Genomic DNA, 24,865 nt, shown 5'->3' on the forward strand with positions numbered 1-24,865 from the left:
TTTATAATGGTTGATGAGCTTGCTTTAATAAATCATTTACTGTTTTCACAGGATTAAAAGTAAACAAAGGAACTTCAACAAAAACAGTTAACCAATTTGCCATAGCTCCATTCCACAAACCTGGAAGTTCATAGGCTTTTAAATCAATTCCTGTATGATTTTTATGTACAATAAAACCACTTTCCGGATCTACAAACTGTTTCAAATCAAACTTTTGATTTTTATAATTTTTTAATCCGCAAACTAAATCTACTGGATTAAAATGAGTTGCATTTTCCAGCAATTTCAATTGCTCATTATTCTTCAAATCAATTTGCGAGGTTTCTACAATTTGTAATGTTAATCTGCCATCAATCCCTCTAACCCAAAATGGTCCGCCACCAGGTTCTCCTTCATTTTTCACCATTCCGCAAACACGAATGGGTTTATTCAGTATTTCTTTTAATTTAATGACTTGATTTTTAAGCCTGAATTTATAAAAATCATCATTCAATTCGATATTCAATTGCTCTTTAAGAAAAACCGAAATTTCTTTTATTCTTTCATCTGTTATTTCGTGACTATCCAAAGCTTCCAAAATCTCAAAAATTTGATATTGTAACTCCAACAACACCCCTGCCAAAGCCTTTTTATAAAAAGAAATTTGATGAATATGATTTTGAATAACATTGTCTATATTTTTAACAAAAACAACATCTTCATCTATTCCATTTAGATTCTCTATCAAAGCACCATGCCCTCCAGGTCGAAAAACCAACATTCCTTTTTCATCTCGAAAAGGTTTATTTTTCAAATCTACAGCAATAGTATCTGTTTCTTTTTTTTGAAATGAGTAGCTAACTTCAATATTTGATTTTGATTTTGTCTCAATACTATTTTTTACTTTTTCAATAATTGCTTCGAACAACTCTTCATGATTTTCAGAAACCGTTAAATGTAAACTAGATTGATCATTAGAGGCTGCATAAAAAGCACACTCATGCAAATGTTCTTCAACGGGAGTAGCAATTGAAGCAGGATATTTATGAAACGGCAAAACTCCTTTAGGCTTATTAGCAAAGTTAAAGTAGTCAGGAGACAAAAGTGTTTTTATAAAATAGTAGTTTTTATAATCACGCTCCATTACATTAAAATCGGGATATATTTCCTGTAATTTTTTATCTACTGCTGCAAAAAAAGGAAATTTATCCATCCCAACAATAAACAGCGACAATTCAGTACATTTTTTTCGGTTGATGTAAGCGTTAATCGTTTCATTTCCTAAATCAAATTCATTCAAAAAAGCAGTTAAAAACTTAAACATTCTTGTAGCAGCGCCAGAAGCAGGTACAAATTTCTTCAACTTTAATTTTGATTTATTGGCATCAAAAAAAACGACTTTTTGCTCAAAATCAGCCTCCGATAATCTTAGAATTCCATGATTTAAGGTAGCAGGATTAACTAATACAATTTTCTGAATTCCTTTGCTGAAAATACCAAGTTGTCTTTTTATATTTTCAAGCGGAATACCATGTTGGTAAATCTGTAAAAAATCGACGGAAGTAAATCCCATTTGCAAAGCCATAGTCAAATCTTCTATAATGGCAATAGCCTTTTTCAAACGAGTTTCTTTGTCTCCTGAAATAGTGATAAACGGTTTTTTATTATCAATCAAGGATTGTTTAAACACTTCAAAAACGCTTTCTCTTCCGTCTGGACTATCTCTCAAACCATCATCTTCCCAAGGCACATCAATATCAGTCAGAAAAAACAAATCGTACTGATGCGCACGAGCAGCCTTATCCAATAATGAATCACAGAAATTATAATACAACTCAGAAAACACTTTTGTTACTAACAAATTAGTGTCACAAAAAAGGTATTTATTCGCAATTATTGCACTCTCATTTTCCAGTTTCGTTTGCCCATAAGCAATCGGCAACATATCATCAATATCGCAAATACCACGACCACTATCTAATTTTTCCTGTAGATAATCCCGCGCGAACTCAGGGACCCAAACTGTTTTATAATACTCGGCGAGTTGTGTCGCTAAAGTAGTTTTACCAGTAGACTCTGGGCCAAAGATGGCAATTTTTATTATTGGTGAAGCTCCAGATTTTGCGAGCTGTTCAAGATTTTCTTCCATTCTAAATAACCGTAAACGGCAATAATTGTAAATACTATATATTGAAAACTGGTAAAGGTATATCCTTTTGCCAAATAAAGCGGTATCGAAAGTAAATCTCCTACAATCCAAAAAATCCAGTTTTCGATTTTTCTTTTAGCCATTAACCACATTCCAACGAAAAATATTGCAGTCAATATGGTGTCCAAATACGAATACCAACTGGTAAATTTATCAAAATAAAGATACACAACAACCACAAATACAATAGTTAATATAAAAATAACGACTCCTATTACTTTCTCTTTATTAGTCATTACGGATACTGGAAACTCATCAATATTATCTTTTTTACGTGTCCAATGATACCAACCATAAATACTCATTATAAAATAATATACATTAATCATGGAATCCCCTAATAGGCTCCATTGCCAAAGTAAATAAGCGTATATAAACGTACTTATTAATCCTGTTGGAAAAACCAAAATATTATCTTTCTTAGCATACCAAACACTACAAAGTCCAAAAAAGACAGCAATAAGCTCTAAATAGACTTCATGAATAGGATATCCTTTATACTGTGCAAATAAGTAATCAAACATAATATTTTACATTTTATTATCTGAATTAAAAAATTCAGCATCATTTTCAAACGCTGTTCCTATGACGACTAAATCAGCTCCTGCAGTATAGGCATTTTGAATACCTTGAAAATCTACAATTCCTCCTCCAACTATTAAAGGAATTTCGATATTGTTCGAAATTTTTTTTATCATTTCCAGCGGAACGGCATTTTTTGCTCCACTTCCCGCTTCAAGATAGATCAATTTATTACCTAACATTTCTCCCGCTTGCGCAGTTGCAAGTGCAAAATCAAAATTATTTCTATCTAAAGGCTTGGTTTTACTGATGCGTTCTACAGCAGTTTCTCCTCCGCTTTCTATAAGCATATATCCTGTAGAAATAATTTCGAGTTGGGTTTTCTTCAAAATTGGCGCAGCTTCTACTTGGTGATCTATTAAATAGTCTGGATTTCGACCCGAAATTAAAGAGAGAAATAAAATAGCATCCGCTTCATTCGAAATTTGAGATGGATTTCCAGGAAAAAGAACAATAGGCAAATTTACTTTTTGTTTTAAAGCAATAATCAAATGATCTAAAATGTTATTTTGAACATGGCTTCCACCTATAAAAATATGTGTTGCTGGTGATTGAATAATTTTTTTGATTAAATATTCCAAATTCTCCCAAACGATTTTATCTGGATCTAAAAGAATAGCGAGTAATTTTTGGTTTTCCTTTTTGGATTGAAGAATTTGATTGTAAATTGTTATCATAAATTATTTCACAGAGAGGCACAAAGTTAACGCAAAGATGCGCAAAAAAATATTTTCTATCAAAGACTCAAAGATTTCGGTATTGCTTAATTTGTGTAAACTATTTTTCGAAAGCATAGACTAAAGTGAAATTCTCAACTTCTAAATAATTCACTTCGAACTTTTTTTCCAAAGCATCAAAAAAAAGACAGGCTTGTGTTTTGCTTTCAGTTAAAGAAAAAGGTTTTACTTGGATATGGTCTTTGAAACTAATACCTTTTTCGTTTCTAATTTTAAAGATCGCTTCTTTAGCGCCCCAAATCACAGTTAATTTTTTGATATATTCTTCAATTGGTTCGGATTTCAAATAATCAAATTCGGAATCGATAAATTTATCGGCAATGCGGATTATTTTGTCACGTTGCAATTCCATATCAATTCCTACAGTTTCTTCACTGACAATTATCGCAGCAAAATTATGAGAATGAGTAATTGAAATATAACGATGATCACTTAAATACGGTTTTCCAAATTCATCATAATGCAAATCATAATCATTAATCCCCAATTCTTGAATAAGCATTCGTACACTCAGAAAGGCACGCTGATGTGTTTCGGATTTCATTCCATTTAATCGAAGCTGCGTTTTTTCTTTTAAAACAACTTTTCTTAATAACTCATCAAAGGATTCGGTTACTTTCCAAACTAAGATTTGTGTTGTGGGACTGACGTTTATGGTTTTGTATAAAGGCATTTCGATAACGGATTTTCTAGCCCCGATAGTAGTGGAAATCCTTTTTATCTCATTTTTTTTGAGATAAAAAGATTGAAACGAATAGCGGGAAATAGCTTCTAATAAAAATTATTTCATTAAAATTCAAAAGATTAGGAACTTAAACAAATCATAAATGTCTCCGAATGCTTTTTAAATAATAAGTTATTATGTAAATTTGCAAAAAATTTTACAATTACAAATATACTATAAATGAGTACAACGACTACGCCTTATGTGGCTTTCAAAGTAAAAGACATTTCTCTAGCGGCTTGGGGAAGAAAAGAAATTGAACTAGCTGAAGCTGAAATGCCAGGTTTAATGGCACTTCGTGCAGAATATAAAGACGAACAGCCTCTTGCTGGTGCTCGTATTGCTGGATGTTTGCACATGACTATTCAAACTGCAGTTTTGATTGAGACTTTGATTGCTCTTGGAGCTGAAGTTACTTGGTCTTCTTGTAACATTTTCTCAACTCAGGATCAGGCTGCTGCTGCTATTGCTGCTGCTGGAATTCAAGTTTATGCTTGGAAAGGTCTTGACGAAGAATCTTTTGACTGGTGTATTGAGCAAACTTTATTCTTTGGTGAAGACAGAAAACCATTGAACATGATTCTTGATGATGGTGGAGATTTAACTAATATGGTTATTGACCGTTTCCCAGAATTGGTTCCTGGAATCAAAGGATTGTCTGAAGAAACTACAACTGGTGTTCACAGACTTTACGAAAGAGTAAAAGCTGGAACTTTACCAATGCCAGCAATCAACATTAATGACTCTGTTACTAAATCTAAATTTGATAACAAATACGGTTGTAAAGAATCTGCAGTTGATGCGGTTCGTCGTGCAACTGACTTAATGTTAGCTGGAAAAAGAGTTATCGTTTGTGGATACGGTGATGTTGGAAAAGGAACTGCTGCTTCTTTTAGAGGTGCTGGATCTATTGTAACTGTTACTGAAATTGACCCAATTTGTGCTTTACAAGCTGCAATGGACGGTTATGAAGTTAAAAAATTAAATACTGTTGTTGGAAATGCTGATATCATCATTACTACTACAGGAAATAAAGATATTGTTCTTGGTTCTCACTTTGAGCAAATGAAAGACAAGACTGTCGTTTGTAACATCGGACACTTTGATAACGAAATTGATATGGCTTGGTTGAACAAAACTCACGGAGCTTCTAAAATCGAAATCAAACCACAAGTTGACAAATATACTATCAACGGAAAAGATATCATCATTTTAGCTGAAGGTCGTTTAGTTAACCTTGGTTGTGCTACAGGTCACCCAAGTTTTGTAATGAGTAACTCATTTACAAACCAAACTTTGGCTCAAATTGAATTGTTCAAAAACAGTGCTGCTTACAACAATGAAGTTTATATGTTACCAAAACATTTAGATGAAAAAGTGGCTGCTTTGCACTTAGCTAAATTAGGTGTTGAATTGGAAGTTTTACGTGACGATCAAGCTGCTTATATCGGTGTTGAAGTTCAAGGACCATTTAAACCAGAATATTATAGATACTAGTGTTTTTAATTAAAAATTAAAATTACGACAGAAACCCTTACAGAAATGTGAGGGTTTTTTGTTTTTGGACGTGATCTCATTGTACAACTTTTACCTATTAGAAGAAGCTTAAGTTTGTAATGAGGCGGGCTATTCGTTGCAATCTTTGCTCCACTACGTTTCTCAAAGGATTTCCACTGCTATCCCTCCCTCACGCGCACTTTACAATCCAATACCCACCAACAATAAACCAACAACTATTTCAACATTTCTTACAAAAAAAAATTGCTCGTTTACAAATAACTCCCTATTTTTAAAAAACCAAATAAGACTCTATTTTTCAACTACATAAATACACTATGATCTTAAAAAAAACTACTTCTATTTTTGTTTTATTGTTTTTACTCAGTATTCCATCAATCCTTTTTTCTCAGGAAAAGAAACCCAAAGTCGTATTAGTACTAAGCGGAGGTGGCGCAAAAGGAGTTGCACATATTCCTCTACTACAAAAACTGGATTCGTTGCACATTGTTCCTGATCTTATCGTTGGAAATAGTATGGGGAGCATCATCGGAGGCTTGTATGCTATGGGATATTCTGGAGATAGTATCGAAAAAATAACCAAAAACATCGATTGGGATAAAATACTTGGAGGAGGTCTATCTCTGGAAAAAGTAAGCGTAGAGGAAAAAAGAGAGTTCGAGCGCTATTTAGCTGGAATTGGAATTAAAGATGGAAAATTAAATAGTGTTAGTTCCATATTAAATGACCAAAATTTAAGAGAATATCTTTCTGAATTGACTTTTCCTGTTTACAATATTAAAGATTTTGATAAACTATCAATACCCTTTCGAGCCATGGCAACCGATTTAGTCGAGGGAAAAGAAGTAATATTAAGCAAAGGGAATCTAGCATATGCTATGAGAGCCAGTATGTCCTTACCCGCTGTTTTTAATCCAATGAATTATGAAAAAACAGTATTGGTTGATGGAGGTGTAATGAATAATTTCCCTACAGACATTGCAAAACAAATGGGAGCTGACATTATAATTGGAAGCGATGTAGGTGGAGGAATGGAGCCTATAGAAAAACTAAACAATTTTGCTACGGTTTTAATGCAAACCAGTATGTTTCCGAGCAATATTAAAAATCCTGCAAACCGAGCGCTTTGTGATATTTTAGTGGATCACCTACCTAATTTACGATTTTCGACAGCTGATTTTGCAAAAAGTAACGAAATATACGACGATGGTAAAATTGCAACAGCGCAAAATTTACCTGCTTTGATAGCATTGGCTGAAAAATTAAAAGGCTTTCCACAACGAACTCACGAGTTACCAAAAATGGTCAACGAATTCACCTTTGACACTATTGTTTATAAAAATATAAGCAAAGAAAACATTCCATTGGTAATGGCCCGAACAAACATCAAAACAAATACAAAATACAATACTAAGGATCTAATTGACGGTATAAACAGAGCCATGGGTACAAATCTTTTTGATCAGATCACTTATAGCTATTTTATAAAAGAGGACAACAAATTAGGGCTAACGTTATACGGACATGAACACACCAAGAATCAATTAAATGTCTCGCTTCACTATGATACTTATAGAGGTGTTGGATTGATTCTGAATTACACTGCTAGAAATGTTCTTGCGGAATCATCCCGTCTTCTAATTACAGCAGATATCGCAGAACAACCAAAAGCCAGAATTGATTTTCAGAAAAATTTTGGAAAAAACAAAGACTGGTGGTGGGGATCAGAACTTTATGGTGCCTTCTTAGAACAAGAAATCTTTATAGATGGTAAATCAGCAGATAATATGCGCTACAACACTTTTGAATTTAACAATGAGTTTAACAGAAATTTAAATTCACTTAAAAGTTACGTTGGCTTTGGTTTAAACTACATCTACACAGAATTAAAACCAAAATATAATAGCAATTATAATAGTAATCCAATAGACAATTATAATTTCGATGACATAGAAATAAATGTGCATTACATAAGCAATGACATGGACAAAGTTTTTTTTGCTACCAATGGAACCATTTTAAAAACCAAAATAAGCCGTTCGTTGCTAACAGATGTTAACGTCTCTTTTTCAGATCCAGACTTGATAGGAGTTTCAGGGGTTACAAATGGTTACACAAAATTTGAATTTGGATTTGAAAAGAGAATGATTTTAAGAAAGAAAATAACTGGAATGATTGGATTTGACGCCAATTTCATCTTCCAAGACAAACTAAAAAGTAATCAAAACTCATTTTCAGATTACGGTTTGGCAGCAAATTATTTCTTTGGAGGAATCATTCCAAGTTCTGGTAGTAATCGTTTTTCATTTCCTGGGCTTCATGAAGACGAGCTCAATGTTACACAATTTATGGGAATTAGACTTGGTGCCCAAATAAATCCAACGGGGAAATTATACTTAACCCCGCATTTTAACATTGCTTCGGTTGGCTTTGATAACTTTAACGAATACATCGGTAAATCATTTTCTCCAAAAGGAGATTGGGATCAAAATTTTGAAACTAGTCTTGTAATGTCTGGAGGAGCTGCCATTTCCTATCAATCCATTTTAGGACCTATACACTTTGATACTTCATGGATCAATAATATTGATAAAACGAGATTATTTTTTAGTGTTGGACTCTCTTTAAATCCATAATAAAATTAATTAAAAGAATATTAAAAACACAAAACCCGTTTCGAAAAGAAACGGGTTTTTACCCTATCCATAAAGTTCTTTAAGATTAATAAGAACTACTCTTGCAGCAGCGAAAACTTTATAGCAGTTCCTCCTCCGGATGCTAAATTTAAATCTAGCACCGTTTTACTAGTAACAACTTTATTCTCAATTGTTACTGGATATGGATTTATTTTATAGTTAGCTCCCTTACCATCTGCATATATTTCAGCTTGATATTTTTTCCCTTCTTCTAAAAAAGATAAAGAGACTTTTATTTTTCGAGGTTCTCTGTTGGTAATAGAACCCAAATACCAATTTTTGCCCTCCCAATCTTTTCTCACGATAGTGGTGTATTCTCCAATTTTAGAATCCAATACTTTGGTTTCTGACCAGATACATGGCACATCTTTTACGAATTTAAATTCAGGTTTTCCTTCATAATTTTCAGGCAAATCTGCAGCCATTTGCAAAGGGCTAAACAATATAACATATAAAGCCAATTGACTTGCTAATGTTGTTTGTACCTTTGCATTATTAGGTGTTTTATAATCAAAATTAAAAATACCTGGCGTATAATCAAGAGACCCTGAAAGCATTCTAGTAAACGGTAAAGTAACCGTATGCTCAGGCGAATTACCACCATCTGCAGACCAAGCATTGTATTCTTGTCCTCTAGCTCCTTCTTGAGACATTAAGTTAGGATAGGTGCGTTGCAATCCTGTTCCTTTTACTGGTTCATGATTATCAATCATAATATGGTATTTTGCAGCAGTTTCAACTACTTTTCGGTAATGACGAACACCATATTGACTATCATGCCATTCTTTTTTGTCTAAATACTTATTTACGTAACCCGTTTTTACAGTATTCATTCCCAAACTATTGTAAAGTTTGAATGCATCATCTAACTGATTTTCGTAGTTTTTTGAAGCACCCGCAGTTTCATTATGTCCTATTAAACGAACATTTTTCTCTGCGGCATACTTTGTTATCTCTTTTAAATCAAAGTCAGAATAGGGTTTTGTAAAACTAAATACATTTCCATCGGCGGTCCAATCGCCATCCCAGCCTACATTCCAACCTTCAACAAGAACTCCATCTAAATTATTTTTGGAAGCAAAATCAATGTATTCTTTAACAATTTTAGTAGTTGCTCCGTGTTTTGGGCCTTGACCCCAAGTGTATTTTTCGAGATGCATTCCCCACCAAATACCAATGTATTTTGAAGGTTCTATCCAAGACTCATCTGCAATTTTTGTAGGTTCATTTAGATTTAGCATCAATGTAGAAGTTATCAAATCACCTGGATTATTGCCCACAATAACGGTTCTCCAAGGCGTAACAAAAGGAGTTTGAGCATATACTTTTACACCATCTGCCCAAGGTACTAAATCACTTTTGTACTGATTCCCTTTTTGCTTCAATAATGTCATCGAACCAAAGTCAGTAAGATTGGCTTCGTGGATAGCAACAAATAATTTGTCTTTAGTTTCAAAAGTAGCAGGAGTATTAATTGTATCTGTTTTACTCATGAGTGTTTTTTTATACTCACTTTCGTAATAACTGTTATCCCTGTGAACAGGAATCGACCATACTTCATTATCAAACGGAAATGAAAATTGGGTAATTTCATTTGATATTTTAACTTTATCTAAATGCGGCTGTTTTGGAAAAGAATATCTAAACCCTAAACCATCATCAAAAACGCGAAAGATAATATCAACTAGTCTTTCTTCACCTTTTGATTCTTTTAAATGAACAACTAATTCATTATGATTATCTCTAACTTTTCTGAATTCACCCCATGGCTGCTCCCAAGTGGTGTCGGCCGTATTTTTGTCCACTTTTATTACTTCAAATCCTTCGGTCATTTTTTGAATTTCTTGAAACTCAAAACCTAACAAAGAGGGTTCTATTACTGACTTTCCGTTAGAATAAAAACTATATTGAGGTTGACCACTATTTGTTAAATCAAATTTCAACTCATTATTTTTATTTGGAGAGCTAATAGAATACCCTTTTTTAGCATTACAAGACAAGGATAATGCAAACACAAAACCTACTAGGCAAAATTTATATATTATTTTTTTCATTATTTAATTTGCATTAATTATAACTGCTATTTAATTTCATTTAATAGTTGTTTTGCTTTATCGGGTTGCATTGATCTATAATAATCAAATACTTTGTCGAGCTTTTTTTGTACCTCAACATCCCCTTTCTTTGCTTTTCTCAAATTATAAAGTGTGCTAATTTCAGAGAACATACTGGTGGTATTTTTAACACCCGCAAAGGTTTTAATCTTTTCTAAATAAGTATATCCAAACTCTTTGGTTGGTTCTATCATGGTTCCCTCCCCAAAGTCATTCCAAGTAATGAGTTGAAGATAATTCACATTGGCAGATTTTGCCATTGCTAATGTTTCGTCTAGAGTTGCGCCGTTGTTATGTTCTATAGTCCAGCCTATAGCATCGCCAGCACCTCCTTCTTTATAAAAGTCTTTAAAACCTGGATAAGCACTACCCATACCAACTGAAAGTTTGGGAAATGTATTCGCATAAAAATTACTTAAATTGGTATTGTTTTTATACACCCAAGCATACTCACCCGCAGCGTTTGCACCAGCTTCGGAAGATTCGCCCCATAATGTCAAAAATGTTGGTTTTGTAGTCAACCCACTAAAAGCAGCTGTCCAGTCATCAGGAGTAATCAAAGAAATTGGCCCAAAATTTAGCAACAAAGGTTTATTGTTAATCTTTATATAACTAGCACTCCCAAAATAATTATTCTTCATATAATTCATATCTGTTTTTGCAGCACTTGTCATTGTAGGTGCCAAACCAGCATCTACAATATTTTTTAAAAACCGATCTTCATACACAATGGCATATTCTAAACCTACATCATCAAGCATAGCGATGAGTTGTTCTGTATTTTCTTTGACCATTTTGTAATCATTAAGATCATACGTACCATACCAATCAATTAAAACCCCATCTATTCCTGCATATTTCATCAATAATAAATGATTCTCAATCACTTCCTTATCACCAGAATGGTATGGCCCAATAAGTGGATAATAATAAGAAGCAATTTCTCTACGACCATTGACATCAACATTATTTGGATTTTTGTTTGCCATTGTCCAATGATACCCCCATTTATGATCTGAACTACTTTCATTAGTTTCAAACCAAGCCATATAATGCATGTAGATTTTGGTGTTGTTTGTTTTTTCGATAGGGACAGGTTTAAACGTTTCTGTAACTGGAGGAGCAGTACTTGAACTTTTATCATCACTGCTACAACCCGATACTATTAAAACATTAATAATCCCAACACACAACAAGGTGAAATATCTATTCATAGGTTCGTATTTATTATTATGGTCATGTGTAATTGTTGATTCTTAAAAAATATCAGCCTCCCACGACTAACCAACATGGGAGACTGATAAAAAAAACTAAAACTCATAACCAGGATTTTGTTTTAAATTTTTATTTGTTAATAATACCGTAGTTGGTATTGGAAAAATAGCTTTGTATTGTTCAGTAGCTCCTTTTTCCCACCATGGCAAAAAGAATGTTCCAAAACGGATGTTATCTGTTCTTCTTCTTCCTTCAAATGTAAATTCCTTTAGTAACTCCTTATCAATAAAATTCAGATCAATTATTGCTGGCATTTCTTCTCCAGCACGAGCTGTTATTTGTTGAACAAATGGCATTGCCAAATCTGGAGAGCCTAAGCGTACATAACACTCTGCTTGCATCATCAAAATTTCGGCATAACGAATTAATACGAAATCATGATCACGTTCCCAACTTTCGCCTGCTTTCATTTCATATTTACCTAAACGAACCCCTTGATTATCTTTAGCATCAGCAACACTTGTTACTTCTTCAGTATACGTCAATGGTTCTCCATTATCCATAATAATTACAGTTCCAGTTGCTAGATTGATTTGATCACCTGCTACCATACATTTTTTTCTTTTATCAGTATCTGAAAAACTTGAATAAACACCTGGTTGTGCACACATTCCGTTAGCGCTCCATGGATAATCCCCAGTAGGAGAAAGCGTTAATTTATGCAGATAATGACAAGACATTGAACTCATATAATTCCCAACAGTTCCTGCTTTTGAATCGTAAGGAATTGCAAAAATTATTTCAGGTGACTTTTGATTTTCTGTTGCAAAATTGGCAAAGAAATCTGGCGCCAAAGTATAACCTGAAACTTTTTGACACATATCAATACAATCCTGCCAACGTGCCGTTCCTATAAAAGCTTCAGAATTTAAATACAATCTTGCCAATATAGAATAAGCAACATTTTTTGTCAATTTTGAATAAACTACGTTTGAATTTAAATAAGGAATAGCATCTAACAATTCTTTTTCGACAAAATCGTAAACTTGTTTTCTTGTAGAATTTGATGGCAAACCTACATCCTCAAAATTGGTTACAATTGGCACATTACCAAATAAATCCAAAAGATTATAGTAGTAATAAGCTCTCAATGCTTTTAACTCCGCATAAATTGGCGCTTTTTCGTCTGTTGTCAGGGTTGATTTATCTATTTGATAGATAATCGAGTTGATCTTGGCAATTCCTGTATAATTGTAACGCCAAGCCGAAAGAATCATACGATTATCTGCTTTCCAGGTATGTCTTTGCGCATCCTGATATTGTCCTCCATCATACCAGTTTGTTCCTCTGGTAGGAATAGTAGCTTCGTCTGAAACTGTTTCGTTTAAGAAAAAAACATACTCACAAGTTGGGTATGAGTTTGTAATCGCATCGGCAAACCCTCTTAACGAAGAATAAGCACCACCAACCAGTGCATCAATTTCTTTAGAAGTCTTTCCAAAGTTTCCATCTTCTACTTTATCATATAACTGTTCATCCAAATTGGTACATGAAATAGTAAAAAGCATGCTTATAAGTAATACCGCTATTATTTTGACTTTCATTTTTTATATTTTATAGTTATCAATTCGCTTAGTTATTTAGCGTAAAATTCAATCCAACAGAAACTGTAGTTGGTCTAGGATAATTATTATACTTATCTATTCCAGGTGCTGCCAATCCAGTTTGATCTGATCCATCTTGAGCATTTAAACCGATTTCTGGATCAACACCTTTATATTTTGTAAAGACAGCTAAGTTCTCTCCTAGCATATAAACTCTAAGTTTTGAACCTTTCCAATTTATTGGCAAAGTGTATCCAATCGTAAGGGTTTGAAGTCTAAAGAAAGATGCATCTTCTATCCAATAACTTGAATATTTTGGAGCTGAAGTAATGCCACTTGTCAAGAAATCATCTGGCACATTGTAAGCTGGCAATCTGCTAGGATCATTAAGCATCATGTTTGTTGCATTCAAAGCTTTTTGTCCAAACATCCCGTAACCAGTAATACCAAGATCAAAATTTCCGTAAGTAAAATTCATTCCAATACCTAAAGTCAAATCAGGCTGAATGTTTCCTAAATCTCTTTTATCAGCATCAACAACAGCATCGCCTAAAACTTTTTCTCCAGCTGCATTGTAGTACAACATCGCTCCATTTTCGTCTAAACCTGCACTTTTAAAACCCCAGAAAGTTCCAACAGGATATCCTTCAGCAATAATTTGAGAATATTGTCCTGACATACCAGATAATCCATGTAATGATCCACTGTAAATAACATCCGTGCTGTAAGTTGGATTCGATAATTTTTCAATTTTTTGAATATTATGTGCCAAGGTTACATTAGCATTCCATGAAAATTTATCTCCTTTAATGATATCAGCATTCAACGTAAGTTCAACTCCTTTATTAGACATTTCACCAACGTTAGCTAACATTGTACCTACTAAATAAGGCGGTTGTGGTACTTCGTAGGTGTATAATAAATCATGAGTATTTTTTGAATACCATTCAAAAGATCCTGTAATTCTTTCAAAAAGACTAAAATCTACACCAACATTTATTTGCTCTGTTGTTTCCCATTTTAAATCAGGGTTTGGGTTTTGCTTTGGAGAATAAGCCAAACTCCAAGTTCCAGTAATTGGATCATAATAACTATCGTTTCCAACACCTAAAATAGAAAGTGATTTATACTCACCAATTCCGTCTTGATTACCAGTAACTCCATAACCAACTCTTAATTTTAAACTCCCTAACCAATCTTTTGTAGAACTCATAAAATCCTCATTGGATATTTTCCAAGCTGCAGATGCAGATGGGAAAGTTCCCCATTTGTTGTTTTCACCAAAACGACTTGAACCATCTCGTCTTATCGTTGCTGTTAAAAGATATTTACTATCGTAACCATAATTTGCACGGGCAAAAAATGAAGCCAAATTTGATTTCCCTTTATAAGAATACACATCACCTAAACGGTAATTATATCCAGCACCCAAATTATTATACGTAAATTCATCTGTAACAAAACCACTACGTTGTGCACCAAAACCTTCGTAGATATTCTCAAAATAAGAATAACCAGCCATAGCACTAATGTTATGTTTATCAATTATTTTATTATAATTCAAATAAATTTCACCTTGCCCATTCGTATATTCTGAATAGGTTTTTTGAGCATAGCCATCTTCAGTTCTTCCTTCCATAACAGCATAGGATGGTTTATAAGTATTTGCCTGTACTGCATTATGTTCTAATGAAATATTACCTACAGCTGTAAAGTCTTTGAATAATTTAATTTCTGTTTTAAAATACCCCAAAATTCTATGTCTCTTATTATCAACTGTTCTGTTAGTTAAAATTTCAACAGGATTTTCATAAATAGTACCTGCTACTGAAGTAAATTCTCCATTAGAATCATATACTGGAATAGTTGGATTTAAGTTATAAGAACGTTCAAAAATTCTATAATCTAAAGGATGCCATTTGTCTATATTAGCAAATAAACCCACGTCGAATTTTACATCTTTATTTTCTCCAAGATATTGATAAGCGCTAATGTTTGCACTTAATCTCTCAAGACCAGTCGTTTTTATAACACCCTCATTGTTTAAATATGATAATGATGTTCTAAAACCACTATCAGCTTTACCAGAATTAATACTCAAAGTATGTGATTGAGAAATAGCAGTCTGCTCTAACTCTTTTTGCCAATTTGTATTTGCTCCGTAATCAATAGCATCTTTATTTCCTGTTTGACGAACGTACCCTCTCCATTGATTTGCCGATAAAAGATCCAAATTATCCTGAACAAAACCAACGCTTGATAATCCGCTATACACTACAGAAACACCTTTAGTTCCAGATTTTGTAGTTATGATGATAACTCCATTAGCACCTCTGGATCCGTAAATTGCTGTTGCCGAAGCATCTTTTAAGACATCGACAGATTTAATATCTGAAGGCTGAATTACATTAATATCAACCCCAGCAATACCATCTACAACTATCAATGGGCTGTTACTTGCTGTTAATGAAGTTCCTCCGCGTAGTCGTAATGTAGAACCAGCGCTGGGATCGCCAGAAGGACGAATAACATTCAAACCTGCAACTTTTCCTTGCAAAACCTGCTCTGTAGATGAAATTGTCCCTTTAACTAAATCATCACCTCTAACAGTCGAAATAGCACCAGTTAAATCTCCTTTTCTTACCTTTCCATATCCCACAGAAACCACTTGTACTTCTGCCAACTGATACCCATCATTTTGCAAACGGATATTTAGCTTTGAACTTGATTCGTTTATCTGAACTTTTTGTTTAGCCGAGCCTATAAATGATACTTCTATAGCACCTCCGATAGCAACTTCGATTGTAAAACTTCCGTCAAAATCTGTTGTAGTTGCATTTTTTGTACCAACCTCAATAACTGTAGCTCCCGACAACACACTTCCTGTATTGTCAGAAACGGTTCCCGATACTTTCTTTTTTCCCTGTGCAAACATTCCTGCAGAAAGAAAAAGCATCAGAATCATCAATAACAATGATTTATTTGCCCACATTGGATGTGGTACTCTTTTTATATTTTTACTATTCATTAGAATTGGTGTTTTAATTTGATAGTGAATTATTTGTCTAATATTTTAAGTGGCATAGTCGTATCCGAAATTGTTTTGTCTTTATTGTCTTTTACCAAAACATGGATTTCAGTTAAACCTTGAATTCCATCAAGCTCAGAAACCAAATTGACAAACCCCTTAATCTCGGCTGTGTTTCCACCAAACTCACCAGTAATAACCTTACTTCCAGCAGTAATGGTATAAATAAGTTTATTCACTCCTGATTCATTATTTTTTCTAGACATTCCTAAAAAGTCTTTTTGACTAATTTGCAATGGGAAAAATCCAAACGAGGGTGGCGGCGGTGGTATGAATTCACCAGCATAAATAATCTGATCACCAGAGTTTGTAGTCCAATCCTTTGCTACCATAAGAAAAGTAATGTTTTCCATTACAAAACCTGGTTCAGTATTATAATACTCTTGAGGTATCAAATCCATTCTGTAAAAACCATTACCTAAATCTTTCAATTTTGTTTTTTCAGAAACATCTGGAAGCCATGCTTGATACTCTTGCAAAACAGCCCAATCATTCAAACCACTATGAAAATGAACACTAGGAACTCCTTCAAAACCTTCTTTTAAATTAGAATTGAACAAAATACTTACCGCTTTATCAATTGTTGGTTTTTCAGGATACGATCTAATTAATTCATTTGCTGTATAAAATGATGAAAAATCAGTATAAGCCATATTTGCAACCTCAGATTGTTTAGAACCATCATAGTTTTTTAATCTAAACCAGAACCCTGCACTAGCGGCAATTTCTTCAGGAGTTTTAGAAAAATATACTGTTGGAGTCAAAGTAAAACTCCATACACCATCCTTCACATAAGTTAATTTTGCAAAATCAGAGGAATGTTCCCAATTACCTGCATCTGGTTCAGATGGTGACCAAATCCAGATATAAACATCTTCTGTAGGAGCAAATGTCGTCGCCGAAAGATCAAAATACCATGTAACCTGTTCGTCATATTTATAAACTACAGGATAAGAACTCATACTTCCTATAGATCCAGCCGCCTCTTGTGACTGAACAAGATTAGACATCAAAATCGCTAGTAAAATTGTATATATAATTTTTTTCATATCAACTTATTAATTAATTGCTTTTAATTTAAAAACATAAGACACAAAAGCAGTACCTCCCGAAGTCCTAACCAATTGAATTTCCATTTGGTCATTACTTCCTGGAACTGACGTTAATCGTAGTTCATCTATTTTATGCGTTTTTTGAACATCACTATATAAGTAGATTCTTGCCGCAGTTCCGTTAGTTTCTTGAAAACTGGAACTCAGTTTCCAATATCCTTTTGGGGCAAATAAAGAAGGCACATTCCCAGTAACTTCATAACTAGTAGGTTGATTATTGTCATCAACACTAAAATTAATTTTAAAATCAGGGTAATTAAACAGAGTACTTAAATTCTGTTCATTAGGTTCAATGGCATTAGACTTTGCAAATTCGTCTACCATTTTTAAATTCATTAAACTCCAATTTCCGTTTACTTTTTCATAAACTGTGATCGGTGCTACTGAGCTTCCATCGTCTATTTCATTACACCCAAAGGTTAATAAACATAGCACAACGGCTAGCCCATACATAATTTTACATTTCATAAATTTTGGTTTTGTTAGTTGTTATAATTCGTTTAAAAGAATTAATCGAAATTAGAAGTATAGTAACAGGCAAAAAAAGAATTTATGAAAAATCAAGATAAAAAAACCTGATTACATATTGCAATTAACTAAAATACAGTAAATTGCGTTTTTTTAGAGATAAAAAAAATCAAGATAAAATTTAGATTCAAAAAACCTTTTAAATCACAAAATAATAGGAATATTAAAAATAAAATGACTAATAATTTCACATAGTACATTAATAAACATATATTTTTATCAAATAAAGATTTTTTAAAGTACATTTAACATTCAAAAGTAAAATCAAAAAATCAAGTAGTAAAAAACCTATAATTAAAAGAAAAACATAAATAAACAAGACAAAAACCGTTTTATCTTACCATTACCATAATACACCCTAATACAAAGACCAAAAAATAAACCTTTATTAAAATGCAGAGATTAGTAATTTTATTGTTTTTTATATCTAGCATTGCTCTATCAGCAAAAGACACACCTCCTACATTAGAAAATTTAGACAAAGTATTACTAAAGAAAGATTTCTACATTCACCAAAAATACTCCAAGATAAAAACTCTTAGAATGAATATTCGTAAATTCATTTTAAGCCAAGACAACAAACAACTTTACAACAACTACATGTTGTTATTTGACGAATACAAATCATTCAAATACGATTCAGCTTATTATTATTTAGAAGAAGCAAAAGTAAAAGCGATAACATTAAAAGATCCATCTCTATTAGCAAAAACAAAGATCAAAGAGGGTTTTATACTACTATCTTCCGGCCTTTTCAAAGAAGCTATTGACACCCTAAACAGTATCAAACCAGAACAATTAGATAACAACAGCAGATACGAATATTATTCAATAAAAGCTCGTGTTTACTATGACCTTACAGATTACAACAAAGATCAAAGATATAGCATCCATTATGTTCAAATGGGAAATCAATTTCTCAAAAAGGCTTTAGCTTTAACAAAACCAAACACCAATGACTATTGGGCTGCCGAAAGTCTTGAACGCTTAAAACAACAAGACTGGGAAGGAGCTAAAAATGCTTTTAGCTATTGGATAAACCACTATGATTTACCTCCAAAATACTATGGAATTGCTACTTCCAGCCTTGGATATATTTATTCTGAAGGAGGAAACAGAAAGAAAGCCATAGAATATCTGATTCTTGCTGCAATTGCAGATGTTAAAAACGCCACCAAAGAAACCGTTGCATTGCGCAATTTAGCCAATGAACTTTTCAAAATGGGACAGATCGAAACTGCGAATAGATACGTCAATCTTGCCATGGATGACGCTACTTTTTATGATGCTAAACATAGAAAAATTGAAATATCATTCATTTTACCTATTATTGAAAAAGCACAATTTAGCAAAGTAAAAAGTAAAAATGATTTGCTAGAAAACATCATAATTCTTTTAACTCTTTTTGCTCTGATAATCATCTTTTTTCTAATCATTATTGTCAAACAATTAAAAGAAAAAAATGCTTCTAAAAAAGTGATGGCTGAAGCACTTAGCCAATTACAAGAAATGAATATCAGTCTAAGTGAGACCAACACTATCAAGGAAGAATATATTGCTTATTTTATAAAAGCATCTTCAGATCTTATTAATAAGATTGATCATATACAAAAGAGTACGATCCAAAAAATTATTTCAAAGAAAACTGATGAAGTAATTTCAAGTCTAAAAAGATACAGCGTAAAAGAGGAACGAGAACACTTATTCCACCAATTTGATGAGATTTTCTTAAAACTATTCCCAACTTTTATCACGGAGTTTAATGATTTATTTACTAACGATCACAAATCAATTGTCAAAAAAGGAGAACTCTTAAATACCGAACTTAGAATTTTCGCTTTATACCGATTAGGAATACAAGATGCTAATCAAATGGCCGATTTCTTAGAACTATCAGTGGCAACCATTTATACTTATAAAACCAGAATAAAAAGTAAATCCAAATTAAAGGATACTTTCGAAGAGAAAATCATGGCAATTAAAGCAATTTAATTCTCATACTTAAACTTTGTTTTCTCAGTAAAAAAGGAAGATTGTATAAAATAGTTTATTGCAATAAAAACAAAAACCCGTCTCGTTTTATAAACGAGACGGGTTTTGTATAATGAGAAATCTTTATGATTATGCTTCGAATGGAAGTATAGAAACATAAGATTTGTTATCTCTTTTCTTTTGGAAAAAAACAACTCCATCAACTTTTGCATGTAAAGTATGATCTTTACTAATGTAAACGTTTTCACCTGGATTATGCTTTGAACCTCTTTGTCTTACGATGATGTTCCCAGCAATAGCAGCTTGACCACCAAAAATCTTAACGCCTAAACGTTTTGATTCTGATTCTCTACCATTCTTCGAACTACCGACACCTTTCTTGTGAGCCATGACGTATTAGTTTATTTTGTTATTATTCTTGTGTATCTTCTTTTTTAGCTTTTGGAGCTTTTTTTACTTTAGGAGCTACTTCAGCTTCTTCTGTAGTTGCTTCAACTGCTGCTTTTTTCGGAGCTGCTGCTTTTTTAACTGTTCCACCTGCAGTAATACCTTCAATTACAATTTGAGTAAGATATTGTCTGTGACCGTTTCTTTTCTTGTATCCTTTTCTTCTTTTCTTTTTGAAAACGATAACTTTATCACCTTTTAAGTGTTGTAACACTTTAGCTTCTACTGAAGCACCTTCTATAGCTGGGGCGCCTATTGTGATTGAACCGTTATCATCTACCAAATAAACTTTATCAAAAGAAACTTTTGATCCTTCTTCATTTGCTAAACGGTGAACGTAAACCTTTAGGTCTTTGCTAACTTTAAACTGTTGCCCTGCTATCTCTACGATTGCATACATACTGAATTGTTTTAATAATTTTTAAGGTTGCAAATATACAATTAAATATTTACCCTGCAATTCTTTCTCAAAAAATATTTACAGCCTAGTTTTCAATCACTTCACCCTGTATTTGAAACAGTTATCAAATCAACCAAAATCATGGTTAATATATTGTTAATGCTCAATTTACTAATCACCCGCAAAATAAAAAAACTACTTTTGTCTTAAGAAAACTCAAACTATTAGCAATAGAAAATAAGTTTATTAATCTTTGCAAAAAAACAACATCAATGTTAGGTAACGCAATAACGTTAGGAGGAGTTGCTTCGGCTCAAAAAGTAGCTTTCGAAGAATACGATTTAGATAATGGACTACATGTTATTTTACACCATGATGCTTCGGCTCCTGTTGTAATCACTTCGGTTATGTATCACGTGGGTGCCAAAGACGAAACTCCGGACCGCACTGGTTTTGCTCATTTTTTTGAACATTTATTATTTGAAGGCACACAAAACATAAAAAGAGGTGAATGGTTTAAAATTGTCACTTCAAATGGAGGTTCCAATAATGCCAACACTTCAGACGACAGAACCTATTATTATGAGATATTCCCTTCCAATAACCTGGAATTGGGTCTTTGGATGGAATCCGAGAGATTAATGCACCCAATAATTAACCAAATTGGAGTCGACACTCAAAATGAGGTTGTAAAGGAAGAAAAAAGAACAAGCTACGACAACCGCCCTTACGGCAACATACTAGCTGCAGTAAAACAACATATGTTCAAAAATCACCCTTATCGATGGACAACCATCGGTTCTATGGAACATATAGACGCTGCTACTTTGGAAGAATTTCAAGCCTTCAACAAAAAGTTTTATTTACCTAATAATGCTGTTTTGGTAGTTGCAGGTGATTTTGAAAAAAAACAAGCCAAAGAATGGATTCAAAAATATTTTGAACATATTCCAAAGGGAGAAGTAAGTCCTAAAAAAATATACACAGAAGAACCTATTACACAAACCATCAAAGCAACTTACGAAGACCCAAACATTCAAATACCAATGTTGGTTGCTAGTTATCGAACCCCTTCTATGAAAAGCAGAGATGCAAGAGTATTAGATTTAATTTCTTCTTATCTTAGTGATGGAAAAAGTTCTAAACTCTATAAAAAAGTGGTTGATGATAAAAAAATGGCATTACAAATTGGAGCTGTAGGTTTTAGTCAAGAAGATTATGGCATGTACATTTTATACGGCTTGCCAATGGGAGATTTTACTACTTCTGACTTATTAAAGGAGATCGACGAAGAGATAGTAAAAATTCAAACTGAGTTAATTTCTGAAAATGATTATCAAAAATTACAAAACAAATTTGATAACACCTTTATAAATAGCAATTCCACAATAGAAGGAATCGCTAATAATCTTGCTACCTATTATCTGCTATATAAAGATATAAATCTAATTAATACCGAAATCGAACTGTATCATTCTATAACTCGCGAAGAAATAAGAGAGGTTGCCCAAAAATACCTAAATCCAAATCAACGTTTGCTTTTGGACTATTTACCCACAAAAGCACACAATTAAAGAAATTACAACTTTAAAAAACAAATTTAGTATTCATCCTTTGTTATTAACAGGAATCATGTCAGAACAAGATCGCACGCAACCCAAATCTGGAAAATCACCTATAATTAATATAAAAAAACCGCAAACTTTTATTCTGTCTAACGGAATGAAAGTATTAGTGGTCGAAAATCATAAATTACCTCGAGTTACTTTCAATCTAACTCTGGACAATGCACTATTCGCTGAAGGCAATATAAAAGGAGTCGATGAATTGACCAGTAATTTAATTGGAAATGGGAGCAAAAAAATATCAAAAACTGCTTTCAACGAAGAAATAGATTTTTATGGAGCCGATATTCATTTTAGTTCTCACGGAGCAACAGCAAATTCACTTTCAAAATACAGCGGAAGAATCCTTGAATTATTAGCTGAAGGAGCATTACATCCTAATTTTACTCAAGAAGAATTTGACAAAGAAAAAGCTAAATTAATTGAAGGCATGAAAGCCGAGGAAAAAAGCGTTCCGACGATTGCTAATCGAGTGGTCGATGTTTTGACTTTTGGAAAAAACCACCCTTCTGGTGAGTTTATGACAGAGGCAACATTAAACAACATCACCCTCGCAGATATTGAAACCAATTACCATGATTACTTCGTTCCCGAAAATGCGTATTTAGTAATTGTGGGCGATGTAAAATACAACAATGTAAAAGTAGCTGTAGAAAAATTATTTGGGACTTGGGAAAAACGATCCATCCCAAAAACATCATACAACGCACCTGAAAATGTTTCGAAACTACAAATCAATTTAGTAGATGTTCCGAATGCTGTTCAATCTGAAATCACTTTGGTCAACACCGTGAATTTAAAAATGAATGATCCTGACTTTTTCCCAGTAGTAATTGCCAACCAGATTCTAGGTGGCGATTTCAATAGTTATTTAAACATGAATTTACGTGAAAAAAACGGCTGGACTTATGGTGCCCGTTCTAGTATTGGAGCTGGAAAATACACTACAAAATTCTACGCAAAATCTGCCGTAAGAAACGCAGTTACCCATAGTGCTGTTGTTGAATTCATCAAAGAAATAAAACGAATAAGAACCGAAAAAGTAACTGAAGAAGTATTAAAAACTGTCAAAGCAGGCTATATCGGAAGATTTGTGATGCAGGTAGAAAAACCACAATCCGTAGCCCGATATGCATTAAACACAGAGACCGAAAAACTCCCTATTGATTTTTATGAAAAATACATTCAAACTATCAATGCAGTAACTACAGATGATGTCTTGCGAGTAGCCAACAAATATTTCTTGATAGATAACATCAGAATCGTAGTTGTAGGGAAAGAATCTGAAATTGCATCTGGATTAGAAACATTAGAAATTCCGATGTTTTATTTTGACAAATATGGAACTCCATTGGAGAAACATGTTTAGAAATTATTTTAGCCATTAGCATTTTGCTTTTGGCTAAAAAACTATTTCTTGGCCGATAAATAAACGCCAATTAAGATAATAAAAGCACCAATACACTGAACAGAAGTTAGCACTTCATTATCCAATAATCCCCAAAAAATAGCGACGACAGGAATCAAATACGTAACCGATGTTGCAAAAACTGGTGATGAAATTTGGATGAGTTTAAAGAAAATCACATTCGCAATTCCAGTTCCTACGATTCCTAAAATTAATATGAACCAAAGTGAATGCTGTACTTTTTCGACGTGAACAACTTCAAAAAAATCGGTAAAAAACAAAATCACCAAAGCAGGAAAAAGTAATATTAAAAAATTGCCTGTAGTAATACTCAAGGAAGTCAAATCTGACAAATATCTTTTAATCAGATTAACGTTTATCGCATAACAAATAGAGGCAATCAAAACTAAAATAGCAAAATAATAATTTTGTTCCGGATGATTGACAGCACCATTAAATACTAAAAGCAAACATCCAACAAGCCCTACGATTACTCCCCATATTTGATTTTTATGAAAAGTAATTCCAAAAAAAGTAGCACCAATTATCAGAGCATTTAAAGGCGTTAAAGAATTTAAAATAGCAGTTATAGAACTATCAATTTGAGTTTCGGCAATTGCGAAAAAATAGGCTGGAATAAAAGTCCCAAACAGAGAAGTCAATGCAATAAATTTCCATTGGTGTCTTTGGATTTTAAACAAACTTTTAAAACCAATTAAAAACAGAAAAAGTGCCGCAAAAATAATTCGTAAAGAACCCAATTGAAAAGCGGTTAATCCAACTAATCCTTTTTTTATCAATATAAATGAACTCCCCCAAATTAAAGAAAGAATAAACAAATACATCCACTTCAGCTGCTTTGACACCATAAATCTAATTTTGTACAA

At 33.1% G+C, this 24,865-nt stretch carries 18 protein-coding genes; 5 read left to right on the forward strand and 13 right to left on the reverse strand.

From position 1 onward, the window contains the following. Position 1 precedes the first annotated feature (1 nt). The 4 genes from CLU82_RS06605 to CLU82_RS06620 form a co-directional block, all read right to left on the reverse strand. Positions 2–2,128, reverse strand: a complete 2,127-nt coding sequence (locus CLU82_RS06605) for a DUF4301 family protein (protein ID WP_100842340.1) — start codon at positions 2,126–2,128, stop codon at positions 2–4. Next, positions 2,080–2,712: a nicotinamide riboside transporter PnuC gene (pnuC, locus tag CLU82_RS06610; RefSeq protein WP_100842341.1), complete on the reverse strand. Its 633-nt coding sequence runs from the start codon at positions 2,710–2,712 to the stop codon at positions 2,080–2,082. Before pnuC ends, CLU82_RS06605 begins: the two co-directional genes overlap by 49 nt. 6 nt (positions 2,713–2,718) lie before the next feature. After that, entirely contained in the window at positions 2,719–3,447 is a 729-nt protein-coding gene (locus CLU82_RS06615) for a geranylgeranylglyceryl/heptaprenylglyceryl phosphate synthase (protein ID WP_100842342.1), read from the reverse strand. Between the two features lie 100 nt (positions 3,448–3,547). Beyond that, positions 3,548–4,180 (reverse strand): 4'-phosphopantetheinyl transferase superfamily protein, encoded by a 633-nt coding sequence (locus CLU82_RS06620; protein ID WP_100842343.1) that lies wholly within the window; start codon positions 4,178–4,180, stop codon positions 3,548–3,550. 231 nt (positions 4,181–4,411) lie between these two features. Between CLU82_RS06620 and ahcY the strand changes: the two genes are divergently transcribed. Both ahcY and CLU82_RS06630 read left to right on the forward strand, forming a co-directional pair. Continuing rightward, a complete protein-coding gene (ahcY, locus tag CLU82_RS06625; protein ID WP_100842344.1) occupies positions 4,412–5,728 on the forward strand; it encodes an adenosylhomocysteinase in 1,317 nt (438 codons plus the stop codon). Between the two features lie 338 nt (positions 5,729–6,066). After that, the gene (locus tag CLU82_RS06630; RefSeq protein WP_100842345.1) at positions 6,067–8,385 is read left to right on the forward strand and encodes a patatin-like phospholipase family protein; all 2,319 of its coding nucleotides are present in this window, start codon (positions 6,067–6,069) and stop codon (positions 8,383–8,385) included. Positions 8,386–8,480: 95 nt separating this feature from the next. Here the strand turns inward: CLU82_RS06630 and CLU82_RS06635 are convergent, their stop codons facing one another. From CLU82_RS06635 to CLU82_RS06660, 6 genes are all read right to left on the reverse strand, one after another. After that, positions 8,481–10,499, reverse strand: a complete 2,019-nt coding sequence (locus tag CLU82_RS06635) for a glycoside hydrolase family 97 protein (RefSeq protein ID WP_100842346.1) — start codon at positions 10,497–10,499, stop codon at positions 8,481–8,483. 26 nt (positions 10,500–10,525) lie between these two features. Continuing rightward, positions 10,526–11,773, reverse strand: coding sequence for a glycoside hydrolase family 71/99-like protein (locus CLU82_RS06640; protein ID WP_100842347.1), 1,248 nt, complete (start codon positions 11,771–11,773; stop codon positions 10,526–10,528). 96 nt (positions 11,774–11,869) lie between these two features. Continuing rightward, positions 11,870–13,378 carry a RagB/SusD family nutrient uptake outer membrane protein gene (locus CLU82_RS06645; protein ID WP_100842348.1) on the reverse strand — a complete coding sequence of 503 codons (1,509 nt, stop codon included), beginning with the start codon at positions 13,376–13,378 and terminating at the stop codon, positions 11,870–11,872. Positions 13,379–13,406: 28 nt separating this feature from the next. Then, positions 13,407–16,406, reverse strand: a complete 3,000-nt coding sequence (locus CLU82_RS06650) for a TonB-dependent receptor (protein WP_100842349.1) — start codon at positions 16,404–16,406, stop codon at positions 13,407–13,409. 29 nt (positions 16,407–16,435) lie between these two features. Beyond that, a complete protein-coding gene (locus CLU82_RS06655) occupies positions 16,436–17,515 on the reverse strand; it encodes a hypothetical protein (protein ID WP_100842350.1) in 1,080 nt (359 codons plus the stop codon). A 9-nt stretch (positions 17,516–17,524) separates the two neighbouring features. Continuing rightward, positions 17,525–18,046, reverse strand: coding sequence for a DUF5004 domain-containing protein (locus CLU82_RS06660; RefSeq protein ID WP_100842351.1), 522 nt, complete (start codon positions 18,044–18,046; stop codon positions 17,525–17,527). Positions 18,047–18,499: 453 nt separating this feature from the next. Between CLU82_RS06660 and CLU82_RS06665 the strand changes: the two genes are divergently transcribed. Continuing rightward, complete coding sequence (locus CLU82_RS06665) at positions 18,500–20,098, forward strand: DUF6377 domain-containing protein (protein WP_100842352.1); 1,599 nt, start codon at positions 18,500–18,502, stop codon at positions 20,096–20,098. Between the two features lie 129 nt (positions 20,099–20,227). Here CLU82_RS06665 and rpmA read toward each other — a convergent pair whose 3' ends face one another. Further along, positions 20,228–20,488, reverse strand: a complete 261-nt coding sequence (gene rpmA, locus CLU82_RS06670; RefSeq protein ID WP_100842353.1) for a 50S ribosomal protein L27 — start codon at positions 20,486–20,488, stop codon at positions 20,228–20,230. 22 nt (positions 20,489–20,510) lie between these two features. Then, entirely contained in the window at positions 20,511–20,945 is a 435-nt protein-coding gene (gene rplU / locus CLU82_RS06675) for a 50S ribosomal protein L21 (RefSeq protein WP_100842354.1), read from the reverse strand. A 272-nt stretch (positions 20,946–21,217) separates the two neighbouring features. Here rplU and CLU82_RS06680 point away from each other — a divergent pair, with 272 nt between their 5' ends. Both CLU82_RS06680 and CLU82_RS06685 read left to right on the forward strand, forming a co-directional pair. Further along, on the forward strand, positions 21,218–22,519 hold the full coding sequence (locus CLU82_RS06680) for a pitrilysin family protein (RefSeq protein WP_100842355.1): 1,302 nt from the start codon (positions 21,218–21,220) through the stop codon (positions 22,517–22,519). A 58-nt stretch (positions 22,520–22,577) separates the two neighbouring features. Further along, the gene (locus CLU82_RS06685; protein ID WP_100842356.1) at positions 22,578–23,939 is read left to right on the forward strand and encodes a pitrilysin family protein; all 1,362 of its coding nucleotides are present in this window, start codon (positions 22,578–22,580) and stop codon (positions 23,937–23,939) included. A 41-nt stretch (positions 23,940–23,980) separates the two neighbouring features. On the opposite strand, the gene CLU82_RS06690 is transcribed toward CLU82_RS06685, so the two are convergent. After that, a complete protein-coding gene (locus CLU82_RS06690) occupies positions 23,981–24,847 on the reverse strand; it encodes a DMT family transporter (protein WP_100842357.1) in 867 nt (288 codons plus the stop codon). Positions 24,848–24,865: the final 18 nt, after the last annotated feature.

The organism is Flavobacterium sp. 5 (assembly GCF_002813295.1).
GTDB lineage: Bacteria > Bacteroidota > Bacteroidia > Flavobacteriales > Flavobacteriaceae > Flavobacterium.